Source organism: Caulobacter sp. GW821-FHT10E02 (assembly GCF_059415225.1).
The window spans coordinates 332975-349869 of sequence record NZ_JBWKMV010000005.1 but is presented as its reverse complement, the minus strand read 5'-3'; the positions used below and the strand labels follow the sequence as shown (position 1 = coordinate 349869).

Annotated in this window: 14 protein-coding genes; 1 reads left to right on the top strand and 13 read right to left on the bottom strand. The window is 70.1% G+C overall.

Annotation, left to right across the window (positions count from 1 at the left end; translation table 11 throughout):
* Position 1 precedes the first annotated feature (1 nt).
* The 6 genes from uczR to ccmI all read right to left on the bottom strand — a co-directional run bounded on the left by uczR (position 2) and on the right by ccmI (position 6688).
* Complete coding sequence (uczR, locus tag AC07NI_RS24305; protein ID WP_494623929.1) at positions 2 to 673, bottom strand: two-component system response regulator UczR; 672 nt, start codon at positions 671 to 673, stop codon at positions 2 to 4.
* Between the two features lie 269 nt (positions 674 to 942).
* Entirely contained in the window at positions 943 to 2526 is a 1584-nt protein-coding gene (locus tag AC07NI_RS24300; protein WP_494623927.1) for a Do family serine endopeptidase, read from the bottom strand.
* Between the two features lie 145 nt (positions 2527 to 2671).
* A complete protein-coding gene (locus tag AC07NI_RS24295) occupies positions 2672 to 3124 on the bottom strand; it encodes a cytochrome c-type biogenesis protein (RefSeq protein WP_494623925.1) in 453 nt (150 codons plus the stop codon).
* Positions 3121 to 5103 (bottom strand): heme lyase CcmF/NrfE family subunit, encoded by a 1983-nt coding sequence (locus AC07NI_RS24290; RefSeq protein ID WP_494623923.1) that lies wholly within the window; start codon positions 5101 to 5103, stop codon positions 3121 to 3123. Before AC07NI_RS24290 ends, AC07NI_RS24295 begins: the two co-directional genes overlap by 4 nt.
* Entirely contained in the window at positions 5100 to 5588 is a 489-nt protein-coding gene (ccmE, locus tag AC07NI_RS24285; protein ID WP_494623921.1) for a cytochrome c maturation protein CcmE, read from the bottom strand. The genes AC07NI_RS24290 and ccmE overlap by 4 nt, the downstream gene beginning before the upstream one ends.
* Positions 5585 to 6688 carry a c-type cytochrome biogenesis protein CcmI gene (gene ccmI / locus AC07NI_RS24280; RefSeq protein ID WP_494623919.1) on the bottom strand — a complete coding sequence of 368 codons (1104 nt, stop codon included), beginning with the start codon at positions 6686 to 6688 and terminating at the stop codon, positions 5585 to 5587. The genes ccmE and ccmI overlap by 4 nt, the downstream gene beginning before the upstream one ends.
* Positions 6689 to 6852: 164 nt before the next feature.
* Between ccmI and AC07NI_RS24275 the strand changes: the two genes are divergently transcribed.
* Positions 6853 to 7605: a hypothetical protein gene (locus tag AC07NI_RS24275; RefSeq protein ID WP_494623917.1), complete on the top strand. Its 753-nt coding sequence runs from the start codon at positions 6853 to 6855 to the stop codon at positions 7603 to 7605.
* Here AC07NI_RS24275 and AC07NI_RS24270 read toward each other — a convergent pair.
* The 7 genes from AC07NI_RS24270 to AC07NI_RS24240 form a co-directional block, all read right to left on the bottom strand.
* A complete protein-coding gene (locus AC07NI_RS24270; RefSeq protein ID WP_494623915.1) occupies positions 7602 to 8933 on the bottom strand; it encodes a hypothetical protein in 1332 nt (443 codons plus the stop codon). The two genes, AC07NI_RS24275 and AC07NI_RS24270, sit on opposite strands and share 4 nt — an antisense overlap.
* A 202-nt stretch (positions 8934 to 9135) precedes the next feature.
* Positions 9136 to 10515, bottom strand: a complete 1380-nt coding sequence (locus tag AC07NI_RS24265) for an ATP-binding protein (protein ID WP_494623914.1) — start codon at positions 10513 to 10515, stop codon at positions 9136 to 9138.
* Between the two features lie 4 nt (positions 10516 to 10519).
* Entirely contained in the window at positions 10520 to 11197 is a 678-nt protein-coding gene (locus AC07NI_RS24260) for a response regulator transcription factor (RefSeq protein WP_494623912.1), read from the bottom strand.
* A gap of 18 nt (positions 11198 to 11215) precedes the next feature.
* Positions 11216 to 11542, bottom strand: a complete 327-nt coding sequence (locus AC07NI_RS24255; RefSeq protein ID WP_494623910.1) for a PepSY domain-containing protein — start codon at positions 11540 to 11542, stop codon at positions 11216 to 11218.
* 135 nt (positions 11543 to 11677) lie between these two features.
* Complete coding sequence (locus AC07NI_RS24250) at positions 11678 to 12616, bottom strand: DnaJ C-terminal domain-containing protein (RefSeq protein ID WP_494623908.1); 939 nt, start codon at positions 12614 to 12616, stop codon at positions 11678 to 11680.
* 87 nt (positions 12617 to 12703) lie between these two features.
* On the bottom strand, positions 12704 to 16369 hold the full coding sequence (locus AC07NI_RS24245) for a baseplate multidomain protein megatron (protein WP_494623906.1): 3666 nt from the start codon (positions 16367 to 16369) through the stop codon (positions 12704 to 12706).
* A complete protein-coding gene (locus AC07NI_RS24240) occupies positions 16357 to 16884 on the bottom strand; it encodes an NlpC/P60 family protein (protein WP_494623904.1) in 528 nt (175 codons plus the stop codon). The genes AC07NI_RS24245 and AC07NI_RS24240 overlap by 13 nt, the downstream gene beginning before the upstream one ends.
* Positions 16885 to 16895: the final 11 nt, after the last annotated feature.

Sequence of the window (16895 nt, the reverse complement as noted above, 5' to 3'; positions counted from 1 at the left end):
CCTACGGATCGAGCCGGTAGCCGGCGCCGCGCACGGTCTGCAGCATGGCCCGGTCGAAGCCCTTGTCGATCTTCGAGCGCAGGCGCGAGATGTGCACGTCGATGACGTTGGTCTGCGGGTCGAAGTGGTATTCCCAGACCTTCTCCAGCAGCATGGTGCGGGTCACCGACTGGCCGGCGTGGCGCATCATGAACTCCAGCAGCTGGAATTCGCGGGGCTGGAGATCGATCTCCTTGCCCTGGCGATGGACCGTCCGGTTGATCAGGTTCATCTCCAGCTCGCCGACCTTCAGGGTCGTGGCCACGGCGCCGGTCTCGCGGCGGCGCGACAGAGCCTCGACGCGGGCGACCAGCTCGGGGAAGGCGTACGGCTTGACCAGATAGTCGTCGGCGCCGGCGCGCAGGCCGGTGACGCGGTCATTGATCTCGCCCAGGGCCGACAGGAACAGCACCGGCGTCTGGTCGCCCTCGCGGCGCAGCGTCTCGACCACGGTGACGCCGTCCATCTTGGGCATCATGCGGTCGACCACCAGCACGTCGAAGCCGCCCTTCTGGGCCTCTGCCAGACCGGCCTCGCCGTCGGGCATGTGCTCGACGTCGTAGCCAGCCTCCTTCAGCCCGTGCGCCATCGCGGCGGCGGCTTCCAGATCGTCCTCGATAATCAGAATACGCATCGTCAGAGCCCCTCATGCGCTCAGGCGGAATGGCGGAACGACGACGTTCTCCCGATTCCGCGCATCGCGCGACAGTTGTGAGGTTGATAGCCGTTTCGGAGAGCGCCGTAACTTAAACCTTGGACAGAAAAAGCCCCGCTCCGATTTCTCGGAGCGGGGCTCTGTCGTTCAGCGATCAGTCGTCCGCTTAGAGCCTGTCCTGATCGGCTTACCCAAGCCGATCAGGATAAACAGGCTCGCCATCACATTCGTAGAAGCCTTCCAGGCTTCTACGGCGCGATCTTCAGCGGCACGAAGACCGGGCGGTTCTGGCGGATGATCTTGACCAGCACGCTGTTGCGACCGGCCTTCTTGGCCGAGGCCACGGCGTTGGTCACGTCGGCGGCGTTGTTCACCTGCAGGCCGTTGATGGTCGAGAGCACGTCGCCCTTGGCCAGGCCCTTCTCGCCGGCGTCGCTGTCGCCCTTCACGCCGGTGACCAGCAGACCCTTGATCTCGCTGTCGATCTTGTAGGTCTGACGCGAGGCCGGGTCGATCGGACCGAGCGTCAGGCCCAGGGCGTCGATCTTCTGGGTGACGGGCTTGTCCGGGGTCGGGGCGGCGCCGCCGTCCTTGTCGTCATCGTCGTCGTTCAGGCCAAGCGCGTTCTCGGCCGGACGGGTGCCCGACTTGACGTCCACCACGCGCGTCTTGCCGTCGCGGATGATCGACATCTTGATGCTCTCACCCGGACGGGCCTTGGCCACTTCGCGGGTCAGTTCCGAGCGGTTGGCGATGGTCACGCCGTTGACGCCCGTCAGGATGTCGTCCGGCAGCAGGCCGGCCTTGGCGGCGGGACCGCCCGGGACCAGCTCGGCGACGATCGCGCCCTTCACGTCCTTCAGGCCCAGGGCCTCGGCCGACTCGGCGCTGAAGTCCTGGATGGTGACGCCGATATAGCCGCGAACGACCTTGCCGCCCGAGATCAGCTGCTTGGCGGTGGCCTCGGCGATGTCCGCCGGGATGGCGAAGCCGATGCCGACCGAGCCGCCCGACGGCGAGTAGATGGCGCTGTTGACGCCGATCACGCGGCCATAGATGTCGAACGACGGACCGCCCGAGTTGCCCCGGTTGATGGGCGCGTCGATCTGGATGTAGTTGACGAACGACGAGGTGTTGTCGCCCAGGTCGCGGTTATAGGCCGAGATGATGCCGGCCGTGGCGGTGCCGCCCAGGCCGAACGGGTTGCCGATGGTGATGACCCAGTCGCCGACGCGCGGCTTGGCCTGGTTCTCGAAGTTCACATACGGGAAGTCCGCGCCCTTGGCCTTGGGGTCGATGACCTTGATCACGGCCAGATCGGTGCCTTCGTCGCGGCCGACCAGGGTGGCCTTCAGCTCGCGGCCGTCCTTCAGCACCACCTGGATGTCGTCGGCGTCGGCCACGACGTGGTTGTTGGTGACGATGTAGCCGTCGGCCGAGATGAAGAAGCCCGAACCGGCCGATTGCTGCTTCGGCGTGGCCGGCGAGTCGCCGTCTTCACCGTCGGAGTCCTTCTGGCCCGGCTTGCCCTTCTGGCCGCGCGGCACGATGTCGAACCCTTCCAGGCCCGGGATGCGCAGCGCCTGCGGCGAGGCCTTGGAGGTCACGTTGATCTGGACGACGGCGGGCGAGACCTTCTCGAAGATGTCGGCGAACGACATCGGCGCGCCCGGCGGCGGCGCGAAGGCCGGGGCGCCGGCCACGACCGGACGCGCGGCCGGGGCTTCGGCGGCGGCCGTCCCCATGCGCATGCCCACACCGGCCAGAGCGGCGCAAGCCACGCCCGCGCCAGCGATGGCGCCCACAACGAAACCCGACTTCCTAGCGGTCATTCTCTGCTTTCCTCACCCGCGCGTCCTACGCGCGGTCCCGTTGGACCTGAGAACCTAGCCGTGACGGCGAAAGGTGCAATGGTTCTCGAATTACCTTTACGTCATTGGAGCTCGCTTCATGCGGCTCCATTTCGGCGCAATCGTGTCAATCGTCTTGAAGCAATCTGGCGACGCGGTCTTCTTCTTCCTGTGAAAGCTCTGTCTCGGCCGCCTCCCGACGGCGCAGCAGACCGACCATCAGCACCCCGCCGATCAGCAGAACCCCGACCGGGGCCAGCCACAGCGCGGCGTTGCCGGCCGAGAAGCGCGGCTTCAGCAGCACGAACTCGCCATAGCGCTGCACAAGGAACGCGCGGATCTCGCCATCGCTGCGGCCGGCCTTGACCTGCTCGCGGACAATTCGCCGCAGGTCGCCGGCCAGCTGGGCCTCGGAGTCGTCGATCGACTCGTTCTGGCAGACCAGGCAGCGGACTTCCTTGAACAGCACGCGGGCGCGGGCTTCCTGCCCCGGATCGTTCAGGCGCTCGGACGGCTCGGACGCGCTGCCCATCAGGGCGACGGCGGCCACGGCCACCAGCAGGGCGCGGACGCGGCTCACGACACGACCTCGCCGGCGCGACGACCGACACCCAGGCGCACGCGGCGGTCGGACAGCGACACGACGCCGCCCAGGGCCATGATCAACGGGCCCAGGAAGATCAGACGCACCCACGGGTTCACATAGGCGCGCACCAGCCAGGCCGGCTTGCCGCCCTCGCCCGCACGGCGCTCGCCCAGCACGACATAGATGTCGTCCAGCGCGCGGGGGCAGATGGCGACCTCAGAGGTCGTCTGGCCGCCGGTCGGATAGAAGCGGCGCTCCGGCTCGGCGTGGCAGACTTCCACGCCCGCCTTGTTGACGACCTTCACGATCCCGCGCTCGGCCAGGTAGTTCGGCCCCTCGACCGTGCCGACATCGGTCAGGGTCAGGGTGTAGGCGCCCAGGGCGTGGCTGTCGTTGAGGCTCAGGGCCTGGGCCGCCTCGACGCGCCAGGCGGTCTCGAACGAAGCGCCCAGCACGAAGATCCCGAGGCCCGCGTGGGCCAGGGTCGTGCCCCAGGCGCCGCGCGGCTGGCCCTTGGCGCGGCGAGCGCTTTCGGCGGCGGGAGCCCGGAACAGCTTCAGGCGCTCGGCCATCTCCAGCAGCGCGCCGCCCAGCAGCCAGAAGCCTAGGGCCAGGCCGGCGCTGGCCAGGGCCTTGCGCGGCTGCACCACGCCATAGGCCACGAGGCCCAGCGCGGCGGCGACGGCCAGCACGATCCACAGCTTGCGCGCCACGCCCTTGGCGTCGCCGCGCTTCCAGGCCAACAGCGGACCTGCCGGCAGCACGCAGAACGCCAGGATCATCAGCGGCACGAAGGTCAGGTTGAAGAACGGCGTGCCCACCGAGACGGCCTCGCCGTCCATGGCCTCGCGGATCAGCGGATACAGCGTGCCCAGCAGCACCACCGCCGTCGCCGTCGACAGCAGGATGTTGTTGAGCACGATGGCGCTCTCGCGGCTCACGGGACGGAACTGTCCGCCCGGGTTCAGGTTGCCGGCGCGCAGGCCAAACAGCAGGAACCCCGCGCCGGCCGCCACGCCCATCATGATCAGCAGCAAGACGCCGCGCGTCGGGTCGACGGCGAAGGCGTGGACGCTGGTCAGCACGCCCGAACGCACCAGGAAGGCGCCCAGCATCGAGAAGGTGAAGGCCGCCAGGGCCAGGAACGCCGTCCAGCCTGGCAGCGCCCCGCGCTTCTCGGTGACGATGGCCGAGTGCAGCAGAGCCGCGCCGATCAGCCACGGCATGAAGCTGGCGTTCTCGACCGGGTCCCAGAACCACCAGCCGCCCCAGCCGAGTTCGTAGTAGGCCCAAAAAGCGCCCAGGGTGATGCCGACGGTCAGCAGGCTCCAGGCCGCCAGGGTCCAGGGCCGCACCCAGCGCGCCCAGGCCGCGTCGATCCGACCCTCGATCAGCGCCGCCAGCGACAGCGAATAGACGACCGAGAAGCCGACATAGCCGCTGTAGAGGAACGGCGGGTGCACCGCGAGCGCCCAGTCCTGCAGCAGCGGATTGAGCGAGCGCCCCTCGACCGGGACATCGACCAGTCGGGTCAACGGGTTCGAGGCGAACACGGTGTAGGCCAGGAACATCACGCCCAGCGCGCCCTGGATGGCGATGGCGTAGGCCCGCAGGCGCGGCGGCAGGCTGTCGCCGAAGAAGGCCATGGCCGCGCCGTAGCCGGTCAGCACCAGGCACCACAGCAGCATCGAGCCTTCGTGGCTGCCCCAGGCCCCGGCCACCTTGTAGAGCAGCGGCTTGGCGGTGTGGGAGTTGTTGGCCACGTTGGCGACGGAGAAGTCCGAGACCACGAAGGCGTGGATCAGCGCCGCGAAGGCCACGGCCACGGCCACGAAGGTCGCCACGGCCGCGCCGCGCCCGGCGCCGGCCAGCACCGGCGAGCGCCGCGCGCCGCCGAAGGCCGACAGGCCGGTCTGCGCGACCGACAGCATCAGCGACAGGATCAGGGCGAAGGCGCCCAGTTCGACGATCATGTCGTGGGTTTTCCGTAGCTAGGAGCCGCAGCGCCTTCCCCGCGCCACTCGCCCTGCTTCTTCAGCGCCTTGGCGACGTCGCGGGGCATGTAGCGCTCGTCGTGCTTGGCCAGCACCTGCTTGGCGACGAACACGCCGTTGGCGTCGAACGTCCCCTCGGCGACGATCCCCTGCCCTTCGCGGAACAGGTCCGGCAGGTCGCCGTGATAGGTCACCTTGGCCGTGGCGCGCTGGTCGGCGACCACGAACTCGACGTCACCGCCCGGATGCTTGACCACGCTGCCGTGCTGGACGAGGCCGCCCAGCTGCACCTTGCGACCGGGGGCGACGTGCGCTTCCTGGGCCTGGGCCGGCGTGTAGAACAGCGAGATGCTGTCGCGCAGGCCATACATCGCCAGGCCCACGGCCAGGGCCAGCACCGGCGCGACGGCCAGAAGGATCGTCAGGCGCCGACGCGCCTTGCGGGATTTCGGCCAGAAACTCATTGCGCGATCTTCTGAGCAGGCGTGTCGGCGGCCTGGCGCAGGGCCGACAGCACCTTGGGCTGGTCCTTGAAGCGGGCTTGGGCGGAAGCCAGCGCCGCGTCGCGCTTGGCGGTCTCGCCCAGCACGGCATAGGCGCGGACCAGGCGCACCCAGCCATCGGTGTCGTCCGGCGATTGGGCCAGGCGCGCGGCCAGGCCCTCGACCATGCCGGCGATCATGCCCTGGACCTGCGGATTGGCGTCGGCGGCCGGTTGGTCGCTGGGCAGGCGGCCGCTGGCCTCGACCTGGGCGATCTCCTGGCCCAGGGCCACACGGCCGGGATCGTTGGCCGGCAGGCTGGCCACGAGGGCGCGCCAGTCGGAAAGACCGCCAGCCACGTCGCCGTCAGCGACCTTGCCGCGACCGATGTAGTAGCGGGCCCGGATGTCGTTCGGCGCGACCTTCAGCGCCTCGGTGAAGGCGAGCTTGGCGTCGCCCCCGACCACACCCTTGGCCTCCATGACGAAGGTCTCGCCCAGCAGGCTCCAGATGTCGGCGCGCTTGGGGGCGATGCGGACGGCCTTGCGCAGGGCGGCCTCAGCGCCGGGCAGGTCGCCGGCGGCGGCGCGGGCCTTGGCCAGGAACACCAGCGGTTCGGGATCGGCCGGCCGCTCGGCGGCGACGCCTTCCAGCACGGCGGCGATCTTCTCGGGCTCCAGGGTCGCCGGATCGGCGGCCTTCCACGCGGCCACGCGCTTGGCGTAGGGCTGGTCGGCCATCTCGGGCTTGCCCAGCGTGACATAGAGGCCGAGAGCGGCGACACAGGCCGCACCGACGCTGATCACGACGGCCTTGCGGGGGCCGACGCCATCGCGCTCCCAGACCTCGGCCTGGTCGGCGGCGGCCAGCAGGCCCCGGCCCGCCTCGGCGCGGGCGGCCTTGAGCTCGGTCTGCGCCAACAGGCCGTCGATGGCCAGGCGCTCGACCTCGGCCAGACGGCGGCGATGCGGTTCCAGCCGGGCCTGGGCGTCGTCCACGGGCCGAGCCCGCGCCGCGCCCCGCAGCACCAGCCCCGCCGTCGCGGCCGACAGCCCCGCCGCAGCGATCCAGAAAGCGATCATGGCGGCGTGTTAGCGTGTTCCCACGCCCGCCGTTAGCGGAAAAAGCGCTTAAGTGAGGTGGTTAAGACTCGCGCAAAGCAGCAGATCATCAACTACACAACTTATCAGGGCATAAAGGATTTCTACCTAGAACCACTCCACAGTGAAGCTTGGAGTGCCGAACGATGCCCGACTATAATACGGTCCTAGAGTCATCCTCCCTGATAAGCCCTCTCGTAGCGGCATTCACCGGAGGCCTTGCCGGCGCCTTCCTGAACCAGCTTGGCACTGCGCTGCGGGACCGCAAGCAGCGCGCCGAAGAGACCGGCAGCGCGACGCTGTTCATCGTCCAAGAGTTGAGGCTGTTCGCAACCAGGTGCGTGTCTGTTCACGAAGAACACGGTGGGCATGAAAGCAGCGGCGGTATTTTCGGCAGGATCGCAACCAGCTTGCCGGTTTTGGGCGAGTTCCCGTCTTGGATTCGCTGGCCCAGCATCGGCGCCGATTTGGCCGCAAAGCTCATGGGCCTGCGAGCTGAAATCTCCGACCGGCAAGCCTACCTCCATGAGCAAATGGAACTCGTGGAGCGGGAAGACGTCTTCGACTTTACCGCCGAGGAGGCGTTGCTGCTGGCTCAATCCGCGCAACGCCTCATTGTCCTCCTTACTGAGCAATTCAAGTTGCCAGAGGTGGATAGGTCGGCCGCTGAAAGGCTGTCGAAGTACGTCTCCGACCACGCCCCAAAAGTTGAGCAACAACAAGAGAAGCGACGGGCGGACGGTGAACGCCGGCGGATCGAAAATCACGCTCGGAAGCTGACTGAAGAGGCCAATTCCATCCAGCCCATCACCCCGCCGGTAGCCTCGCCGACGCCACCGCTGCCGCCTCCCCCGACGGCTCCGAAAAGGTCACGGCAGCGTGGTCCGAAGAAGACCTAGGCCGCGATCGCCGCCGCCGCCCGTCGCCGCACGATCTCGGCGGTCTTGTCATCGCGCGTGTAGGCGATGAAGCCGGCCGCCACGTCCAGGTACTTCACGGCCAGGCCGGAGTCGCCGCCGTCGCCCGTGCGGGCCACGTGCAGGACGTCTTCGATATAGGGATCGAGGCGGCTGTTGAGCTTCTCGAGGATCTTGTTGCGCGAGGTGCCGTAGCCGGCCTTGTCGGCGCACGAGCGCAGCTCGGCGATGAAGGCGAGGGCCGACTGCGCGCGGCGGATCAGGGCCTCGTCCGGCTCGTCGGTCAGCTTGGCCGCGCCCTTGCTGCCCTTCTTGGACATCATCGACAGCGACCGTAGCGGCAGGGCCGCTTCCAGGGTCTTGTCGGCCTGGTCCATGCGCTGCTCGCAGACCTTGGCCATCTGCTGCTTGTGGCGTCCCAGGCGCTTGCCCCACGGGCCGTCCTTGGCGACGTCGACCGACTGCTGGAACTCGACGATCTGCAGCTGCACGCGGTGGGCGGCCTGCGCCGCCTCGCGACCGGCGCGCTCGCCGTCCGAGAAGTTGAAGGTCTCGATCTGGACGATCGAGGCGTCGATCTCGGCCAGCACCCGCTCGCCGAATTCCTTGACCTCGGACGAGGCCAGATAGCGGTCGCTGGGCCGGTCCATGACCGCCGAGATCACGCGCAGGATGCGCCAGTCGTCCGGCAGGTGGGCCGACAGGATGTCCAGCATCAGCGGACCGGCGTCATCGCTGATCCGGCAGGCGTCGCGATAGGCCAGGCGCGCGGCGGCCGCGCGCTCTTCCGACATGCGGCTGATCCATTCCGACAGCTTGGGCAGGCACGTGCGGGTGATCGACGACAGCTGCAGGCACAGGGCCAGCTGCTCGGGGTCGCACAGCGAGCGGACGCTGTCGAACGCCCCGTTCTCCGGATCGCGCAGGCCCGAGGCGGCGGTCTTGCACAGGTCGTCGAACACGTCGGGCACGCCCGTCTCGAGGTCCCACGGATTGCACTTGGCGGCGGCTTCCTCGACCCGCGAGGGGGCCACCGACTTCAGGGCCCGCCACAGGCGCGACAGCACGGCCGGCGGGAACTGCACCTGACCGTCGCGGCGCTTGGCGCACAGCGGGACGATCGGGCTGAGGATATTGTTGCGGACGAAGCGGTTGGCGGTCTCGTCCTCGACCAGGCCGCGCACGGCGGCCAGAGAACCGGTCGCCCCGGCGCTGGACAGGGCCAGCTCCAGGCTGCGTAGCGCCGCGTCCGGAGCGGTTTCCACCAGCGTCCGGATGATCTGCAATTTATGCGCGGCGATAGTGCCCATGGTCCCCCGTGTCGGAGAAACCGATTCCGACAGGCGTCAACCATGTTCGTAACGAGGTTAAGGATTTCCGAAATCGTGAAAATTTCACGCGGTCCGCAGCGCAATGTCGCGGCCGGAAAAGCCGTTATCTACCAGAAGTTTAGGTCACCGGTGTCGAGGACTGGCCAAACCCGGTTCTGTGACAATTGGGCGCAACCGGAAGTTACGTTTCGGCTCTCGGAAGGTCGAGAACCACACGTAGTCCGCCCATCGGGGATTCACCAAGCTGCACCGATCCGCCATAGGCGCGGGTCAATTCGTCGACGATCGACAGGCCCAGACCCGATCCGGGGGCGTTCTCGTCGAGCCGCTGGCCGCGCTTGAGGGCCTGGGCGCGCTCTTCCGGCGGCAGGCCAGGACCATCGTCGTCGACGGTGACGGTCATGCGCGCCTCGCCCGAGGGCGCGGCGTCGACCCGGATCTTGCCCTTGCTCCACTTGCCGGCGTTTTCCATGACGTTGCCGACCACTTCCAGGAAGTCCTGCTTCTCGCCCTGGAAGCACAGGTCTTCCGGGCAGCGCCAGTCGATCTCGACGCCCTTGTCCTGGAAGATCCGCTCCAGGGTCACGGCCAGCTCGTCCAGGATCGGCTCGACCGGCGTGCGCTCGCCGCTGGTCTGGGAGCGGGCGGCGGCGCGGGCCCGGCGCAGGTGGTGGTCGACCTGCTCGCGCATGGTCTGGGCCTGGCGCTCGACCACCTCGGCCAGTTGGCCCGGTTGCTGGGAGGCCTCGGTCAGCATCACCGACAGGGGCGTCTTCAGGGCGTGGGCCAGGTTGCCGACGTGGGTGCGCTGGCGCTCGACGACCTCCTGGTTGTGGGCCAGCAGGGCGTTCAGCTCGACGGCCAGCGGCTCCAGCTCTTCCGGATAGATGCCCTCGACCCGCTCGGCCTTGCCCCGACGGACCGAGGCCACCTCGCGGCGCAGGCGGAACAGCGGCGTGAGGCCAAAGCGCACCTGCACCACAGTGGCCAGGATCAGGCCGCCGGACAGGATGGCCAGGGCGATGGCGGTGACGCCGGCGAAGCGATCCGCGTCGGCGTCGATCGGCGTGCGGTCCTCGGCGGCCAGGAACACCACCGGATCGGCATAGCCCGGCAGGCGGGCCAGGATGGCGGCGGCGCGCAGCGGCTTGTCCTGCGGTCCGCGCATGTTGAAGTACTGGGTCTGGCCCGGGGCGGCGTCCAACTGGTCGATCTGGGCCGAGGACAGCATCAGGTCGCTGTCGAACAGCGAGCGCGAGCGCTCGACCGGCCTCATCGCCCCGTCCAGCGACTTGTCCAGGATCACCCAGTAGCGGCCCGAATAGGCCCGCGTGGCGCGGATGTCGGTCAGCACCGGCGCGCGCAGCTGGCCGTCCTCGACGGTCGAGCCGGCATAGAGGTCGTCGGTCAGCACCGCCAGCGACTGGTCGAAGCGGCGGATGGCGGCGCTGCGGAACTGGGCGGTCAGGAACACCCCGGCGATCAGCACGACCAGCAGGGTCCAGATCCCGGCGATCAGGACCAGGCGGCGGACCAGCGAACGGCGGCGCAGGTCCAGCAACGGCTTAGGCGGCCTCTTCGCCGGGCAGCGGGGCCAGGCGGTAGCCCAGGCCGCGAACGGTCTCGATCCGGTCGGCGCCCAGCTTCTTGCGCAGGCGGCCGATGAACACCTCGATGGTGTTGGAGTCCCGGTCGAAGTCCTGGTCGTACAGGTGCTCGACCAGCTCGGTGCGGCCGATCACCCGGCCCTGGTGCATCATCATGTAGTGCAGCAGGCGGTATTCCAGCGAGGTCAGGCGCAGCGGCTCGCCATTGACGCTGGCGCGGGCGGCGCGCGGGTCCAGGCGCAGGGCGCCGCACGACAGCGACGGCGCGGCGTGGCCGGCCGAGCGGCGCAGCAGGGCGCGCAGGCGGGCCAGCAGCTCTTCGGTGTGGAAGGGCTTCGCGAGATAGTCGTCGGCCCCGGCGTCGAAGCCGGCGACCTTGTCGCTCCAGGCGCCGCGCGCGGTCAGGATCAGCACCGGCGTGGCGATGTTGCCCCGGCGCCAGCGCTCCAGCACCGACACGCCGTCCACCTTGGGCAGGCCCAGGTCGAGGATCACCGCGTCGTAGGGTTCGTTCTCGCCCAGGTACTGGGCTTCCTCGCCGTCCGGGGCGTGGTCGACGGCATAGCCGGCGTCGCCCAGGGTCAGCTTCAGCTGGCGCGACAGGTCGGGATCGTCCTCGACGAGCAGGATACGCATGGAAGCTCCTAAACCGTGTTAGCCGCCGCTCAGGATCTGGCCGGTGCGGGCGTCGACGATGAAGTCGATGCGGCGGCCGTCGGCGGTGGCCCAGCGCACGCGATAGTTCGAGCCTTCAAGGCCGGCGTCCAGCACGCGGCCGGGCACGCGGCGACCGATCATGTCGATCACCCGCGACAGCGGCACCAACTGGCCCGACTGCACGCCGTCGCGCGCCTGGCCCGATCCCGCGCGCCAGTCGGCGCCCAGGCTGTCGGGACCTCGGTCATGACGCTGCGCCGAGGCGACGCCCGGAAGGGCGGCGGCCAGCGCGGCGGCGACGATGATGGCGCGGATCGTTTTCATGCTCTCCGGTCTAAGGGATCGCGGCTGAATGGAGACTGAACGCCCGGGTTATGAACGGGCTGCGACGTTCTGTCACGAGCGGACAAGCTTTACGCCTCTCCTCCCCTTCCACGTGAGCAGAGTTCAGGCGTCCGCTTACTTCCGCTTCGGCGTGTAGGGCTTTTGATCCCGCCAGGCCTGGGCGAACTTTTCGAGGTCTTCTTCGACCGTCTCGGGCAGGGTCACGACCAGTTTGGCCAGGAGGTCGCCGCGTTTGCCCTTGGCGTCGGGCATGCCGCGCCCCTTCAGACGCAGGGTCTGGCCGCTGTTCGAACCCTTCGGCACGTTCAGCATGACATTGCCGTCCGGGGTCGGGGCTTCGATCTTGCCGCCCAGGACCGCGTCGGGGATCGAGATCGGCAGGTCCATGACCAAGGCCTCGCCCTCGCGGCGGTAGATCGGGTGCGGCTTGATGGAGAGCTCGATGAGGGCGTCGCCCTGACCGCCACGGCCTGGGCTGCCCTGGCCCTTCAGGCGCAGGGTCTGGCCTTCCTGGGCGCCGGCCGGGATGGTGACGTCGATCGTGCGGCCGTCCGAGAAGGCCACGCGCTTCTTGCCGCCCTTGATCGCCTCTTCCAGGTCGATGTCGAGGCGAGCCTTGATGTCGGCGCCCTTGGCCGAGAAGCCGCCGCCCGGGCCGGCTTGGCCGCCGCCGAACGGGCCGCGCGCGCCGCCCTGGCCGAACATGCCGCCGAACAGGTCGGAGAGGTCGATCTCCGGCCCCTCGTCGCGGTGGAAGCCGCCGCGACCGAAGCCGCCGGCGTTGAACGGGCCGTTGCCGGGCTGGCCGCCGAAGCCGCGCGCGGTCTCGCGACCGTCGGCGTCGATCTGGCCCAGGTCGAACTTCTTGCGCTTCTCGGCGTCGCCGACGATGTCGAAGGCGGCGCTGACCTGCTTGAACTTGTCTTCCGCCTTCTTGTCCCCCGGATTGGTGTCCGGGTGGTACTGCTTGGCGAGCTTGCGGAACGCCTTGCGGATCTCGTCCGCGGTCGCGGTGCGGGAAACGCCGAGTTCCTGATAGGGGTCGCGCGCCAAGGAGTGTCCTCTAGAAAAGCAGGGGCTGTGGGTACCGCCCTCCATCTAGAACGTCCAGAGCGCCGCGCAAGGCCCCGTGTGGCTAATTTACCACAGACCTGATGTCGCGGGGCTGCCCCAGCCGTACAGCGAGGAGCCCTGGGCGACCTCGATCCGGACCGCTGGCGGGGCGGTGACGACGATGGCCGGCTCCGTGACCTCGGCTTCGTGGAGCACCGTGTCGCCGTCCAGAACCCGGACGCGATAGCGCTCGACACCCTCGGCCAGCGGGACCTCGCCCGCCCAGACATCGCCGCCGATGCGGGCGCGGCGGATCCACGAGACGTGCAGGTCGCCGCCGATCCGCCGAACGCGCAGATGTGCCGGCGCCAGCGGACGCAGGGCGCGGCCGGTCCAGGTCGTCGTGATCTCGGTCATCGCCGAGCCTGATGGCGGACCGCCCGCCGGGGCGGCGCGGACGATCAGCGGCGTCCCGCGCTCGAAGGCGGCGACGTCCAGGCGGACCACCGCCTCGTCCAGCAGCACCACCGGCGCCCCGGCGGGGATCGTGACCTCGCTCGCCGCGCCGTCGCGCTGGCCCCGTAGCAGGCCCGAAAGCCGCCAGACATCCGGCGCCACCAGCTCGGCGGCCTGGAAGGCGATCACCTCCCAATCGCCGGACGGGGCGCGGACGGCCAGGGCGTTGTCGCCGGCCAGGACGGCGGCCAGCGGCGCGGAGGCGAGACTCCGGCCCTCCAGCCGCACGGTCAGGCTCCCCGTGCGGTCGAGACGGTGCGGCAAGGCCGGCGGCAGGTCGGACAGGGTCGCGCCCAGGGTGGCCGGGCTGGCGACGCGGGCGCGGACCTTCAGGGTGTCGATCCCGGCGCCGGCATGAACCTCCAGCGGTCGCCACGGCTCGCTCGCGGCGGCGACCAAAGGCCGAGGATCGTCGGTCAGGCCGCCATCCGCCGGCAGGTCCAGCACGTGCAGCACCGGCGGAGCGGGCGGATCGCGCGGCGGGGCCGGGCTCCAGTCGAGGCCTCGGCCCACGCCGATCTCGGCCAGGGTCGGGACCAGGGTGGCGCGGGGCTGTTCGTCGAGGTCCAGCCGCTGCACCCGCCAGGTCGCGCCGTCCACGGCCACGCGGTCGCCGGCCTCCAGCCGCAAGGCCGCCGAGGGCGACAGATGCACGATCCGCGTCCGCCGCGCCGCCGCGTCGGCGGCCAGCATCCGGCGGGCGACGGCCTCGGCTTCCGAAGCGGCCAGCACGATCGGCGCATCGGCGTCGCGGGTCCCCTGCCCGGCCTCGCGCCGCACGACCAGCGCCCCGACCTGGTAGTCGCGGGCCGCGTCCAGGAACCTCAGGCGCAACGCCTCGGCGGCCGGGTCCAGGGTCCGGGTCTCCGTCTCGCCCGGCCCGTCGTCCGGCAGCGCCAGGTCGTCCTCGGTCAGGGCTGTAACGGCGACACCCGAGCGGGCCAGCATCTTCACGTGATCGCCGCGCTCGACCGGATCCAGGGCGAAGGCCTCGGTCAAGGGCGCGAGCGCATCCCGCAGCCGCATCGGCCGGTCGACGACATAGCCGCCGACGGTCCCGCCGGCCTCGCCCGGATCGATGGCCACGCCGGCGCGAGCGCCCAGGGCCTCGATCAGCTCGGGCAGCGGCGCGATACCCGCGCGGCCGGTCAGCCAGTGGCCCAGCACCCAGTTGCCGCCGTCGCTCCAGACGTCCGACCGGGCCGGAAAGTCCGGGAACGGCCGCGCGTCCCAGCACCAGGCGCTGGCGCTTTCGATCATCGGCCCGCCATAGAGCGGCGAGATCGGATTGGCGTCCGGCTCCTCCAGCCAGGCCAGCACGGTCTCCAGGTAGCGGCGCTGGCCGAAGTCGTCGCGCGCCCCGGTCGAATAGGGCGGCAGGAAGCTCTCGGAGCTCTTCGGGTCGATGAAGAGGTTCGGGGAATTGGCCCCCTTGTCGACCGCCGGACAGCCGAACTCGGTCAGGCGGATCGGCTTGGACATCGGGACCCAGGCCGTCGGCGTCGCCGAGCGCACCCCGCCCGGCCGGTCGTGGTGCGGCTGGCTCCACCACGACTTCAGGTCCTTGGCGCGCCAGATCCACGGCTCGCCATAAGCGCCGTCAGTGATCGGGGTGCGCACTTGCGCGTCGCGGTCGGCCTGGCTGGCGTAGAACCAGTCGAAGGCGTCGCCGCCCGTCAGGCCGGCGCGCAGATAGGCCGGGTCGTGCGGGCCGAAGAAGCCCGCTTCGGCGTCGCGATGGTCCTCGCCCTCGCGCCAGTCGGTGACCGGCGGGTACCAGTCGACGCCGACGAAATCGATGTTCGGATCGGCCCACAGCGGGTCGAGGTGGAAGACGGCGTGGCCGCCGCCCGGCTGATGCCCGAAATATTCCGACCAGTCGGCGGCGTAGCCCAGCTGGGTCTCCGGTCCGACCACCGCGCGCACCGACGCGGCCAGGGCCTTCAGCTTGGGCACCGCCGGATAGGTCCCGCCCGACCCGCGCACCGTGGTCAGGCCGCGCAGCTCCGAGCCGATGACGAAGCCGTCGACGCCGCCGGCCTGGGCGGCCAACGAGGCCTGGTGCAGCACCATCCGGCGCAGGCCCCAGGTCCCCTCGAAGAAGGCGCTGACCTGGCCGATGGCCCCGAACGTGCCGTCCGTGCCCGCATCGCAGGTGATCCGCCCACGCCAGGGATAGGTCGGCGTGTCCATCAGGATGAACGGATAGAGCGTGACCTTCAGCCCGCGCCGCTTCAGCTCGGCGATGGCCTGCAGCACCACCGCGTCGGAGGGCGTGCCGCCATAGGCCGGAGCGCCGTCCTTGCGCGAGACCAGATGCGCCTGACCGCGCCCGAGGCCCGCCACGCTCCAGGTCAGCGGCAGGGTGTCCTTGGCGTCCTGCTCGACGCCGGGCCGGATCTGGCAGCGGCCGCAGCGCAGGTCGGTCCCGAACCAGGCCACCACCAGGGTGACGTGATCGACGTTCGGCAGCTGCGCCTGCAGCTGGTCCAGCGCCACCACCAGGTCGGGCCGGCCCTCGGCGTTGTGGACGCTCTCGGACTCGGTGCGGGTCAGGCCGTTGCGGCGTAGCACCGCCTCGGTCGCATAGACGAACTCGCCCGCGCCGGGGATCAGGCAGACGCCCTTCAGCCGGTCTTCCAGGCCGAGGGTTCCGGGCGCGCGCGGCCGGCGGAAGACCTCGAACGACAGCTGCGGCGGGCGATTGCCGAAGGCGTCCAGGGGCAGGTCCTCGAACACCACATAGGCGACGCCGCGATAGGCCGGGGCGTCGCCCTCGATGGCGGCGATCAGTGGGTCGGGCGCCTGGTCCTCGGTCCCGCGATGCAGGCGCATGGTGACGCCGGTCATGTCCATGACCTTGCCGTCGGCCCAGACGCGGCCCAGGCCGTCGATCGGACCTTCGGCCACGGCGACCGCGAACGACAGGCTGTAGGCGTAGCTGTTGGTCTTCTGGCCCTTGGAGCCGCCGACGCGGCCCTCGACGCGCTTCTCTCGGAAGCGGGCGGCCCAGATCACCTGGCCGCCGACGCGGGCGCGGCCGAACACGCAAGGCAGCGCCGCGCCCTCGGCCGCGCCGGTCAGGCGCAGCTCGGGGATGCGTGGGCCGACCTGGCGGGCCGGGGTCAGGGCGTTGATCGCCGCCTGGTCGACGAGGCCGCCCAGGGCCGCGCCGGCCACGGCCCCCAGGGGACCGCCGATCGCCGCGCCGACGCTGGAGAGGATCACCTGGGCCATGGATTCTCCGTGGGAAATCTGAAGGCGGCCACACGGCGCTCGCGCCACCAGCGGCCGAGATGGCTCTCGACGCAGGCTCGGCCCCAATAGGCGTGGATCATGCGGTCGGGACCGGACTGGATCGCGCAGTGCTTGGCGACCGCGCCGGGGGCCATGCGGAAGACGAGGACGTCGCCGGGGCGCGGCGTGTCGGTGGGGATGAGCCAGCGGTGGAAGGCTTCCAGGAGCAGCTCCCGACCGCCGGTCTCGGCCCAGTCGGGGCGGTACGGTGGCGGCGGTTCGGGCTCGGCGCCGTGGAGGGCGCGGTAGACGCCACGGACTAGGCCGAGGCAGTCGCAGCCGGCGTGCAGGGTGGAGGCCTGGTGGCGGTACGGGGTGCCGAGCCAGAGGCGGGTGTGGCGGAGGATAAGATCCTCCCCCGCGATGCGGGGGAGGTGGCCCGGAGGGCCGGAGGGGGCGAGCTGGAGCGAGGCTGCGTTAGCCCCCTCAGTCGCTCCGCGACAGCTCCCCCGCATCGCGGGGGAGC

Excerpts from the sequence above, each read along its gene's own strand:
- ccmE (WP_494623921.1), bottom strand. The coding sequence starts at position 5,588 with ATGAGTTTCTGGCCGAAATCCCGCAAGGCGCGTCGGCGCCTGACGATC.
- AC07NI_RS24300 (WP_494623927.1), bottom strand. The coding sequence starts at position 2,526 with ATGACCGCTAGGAAGTCGGGTTTCGTTGTGGGCGCCATCGCTGGCGCG.
- AC07NI_RS24270 (WP_494623915.1), bottom strand. The coding sequence starts at position 8,933 with ATGGGCACTATCGCCGCGCATAAATTGCAGATCATCCGGACGCTGGTG.
- ccmI (WP_494623919.1), bottom strand. The coding sequence starts at position 6,688 with ATGATCGCTTTCTGGATCGCTGCGGCGGGGCTGTCGGCCGCGACGGCG.
- AC07NI_RS24245 (WP_494623906.1), bottom strand. The coding sequence starts at position 16,369 with ATGGCCCAGGTGATCCTCTCCAGCGTCGGCGCGGCGATCGGCGGTCCC.
- uczR (WP_494623929.1), bottom strand. The coding sequence starts at position 673 with ATGCGTATTCTGATTATCGAGGACGATCTGGAAGCCGCCGCCGCGATG.
- AC07NI_RS24275 (WP_494623917.1), top strand. The coding sequence starts at position 6,853 with ATGCCCGACTATAATACGGTCCTAGAGTCATCCTCCCTGATAAGCCCT.
- AC07NI_RS24255 (WP_494623910.1), bottom strand. The coding sequence starts at position 11,542 with ATGAAAACGATCCGCGCCATCATCGTCGCCGCCGCGCTGGCCGCCGCC.
- AC07NI_RS24260 (WP_494623912.1), bottom strand. The coding sequence starts at position 11,197 with ATGCGTATCCTGCTCGTCGAGGACGATCCCGACCTGTCGCGCCAGCTG.
- AC07NI_RS24240 (WP_494623904.1), bottom strand. The coding sequence starts at position 16,884 with ATGCGGGGGAGCTGTCGCGGAGCGACTGAGGGGGCTAACGCAGCCTCG.
- AC07NI_RS24290 (WP_494623923.1), bottom strand. The coding sequence starts at position 5,103 with ATGATCGTCGAACTGGGCGCCTTCGCCCTGATCCTGTCGCTGATGCTG.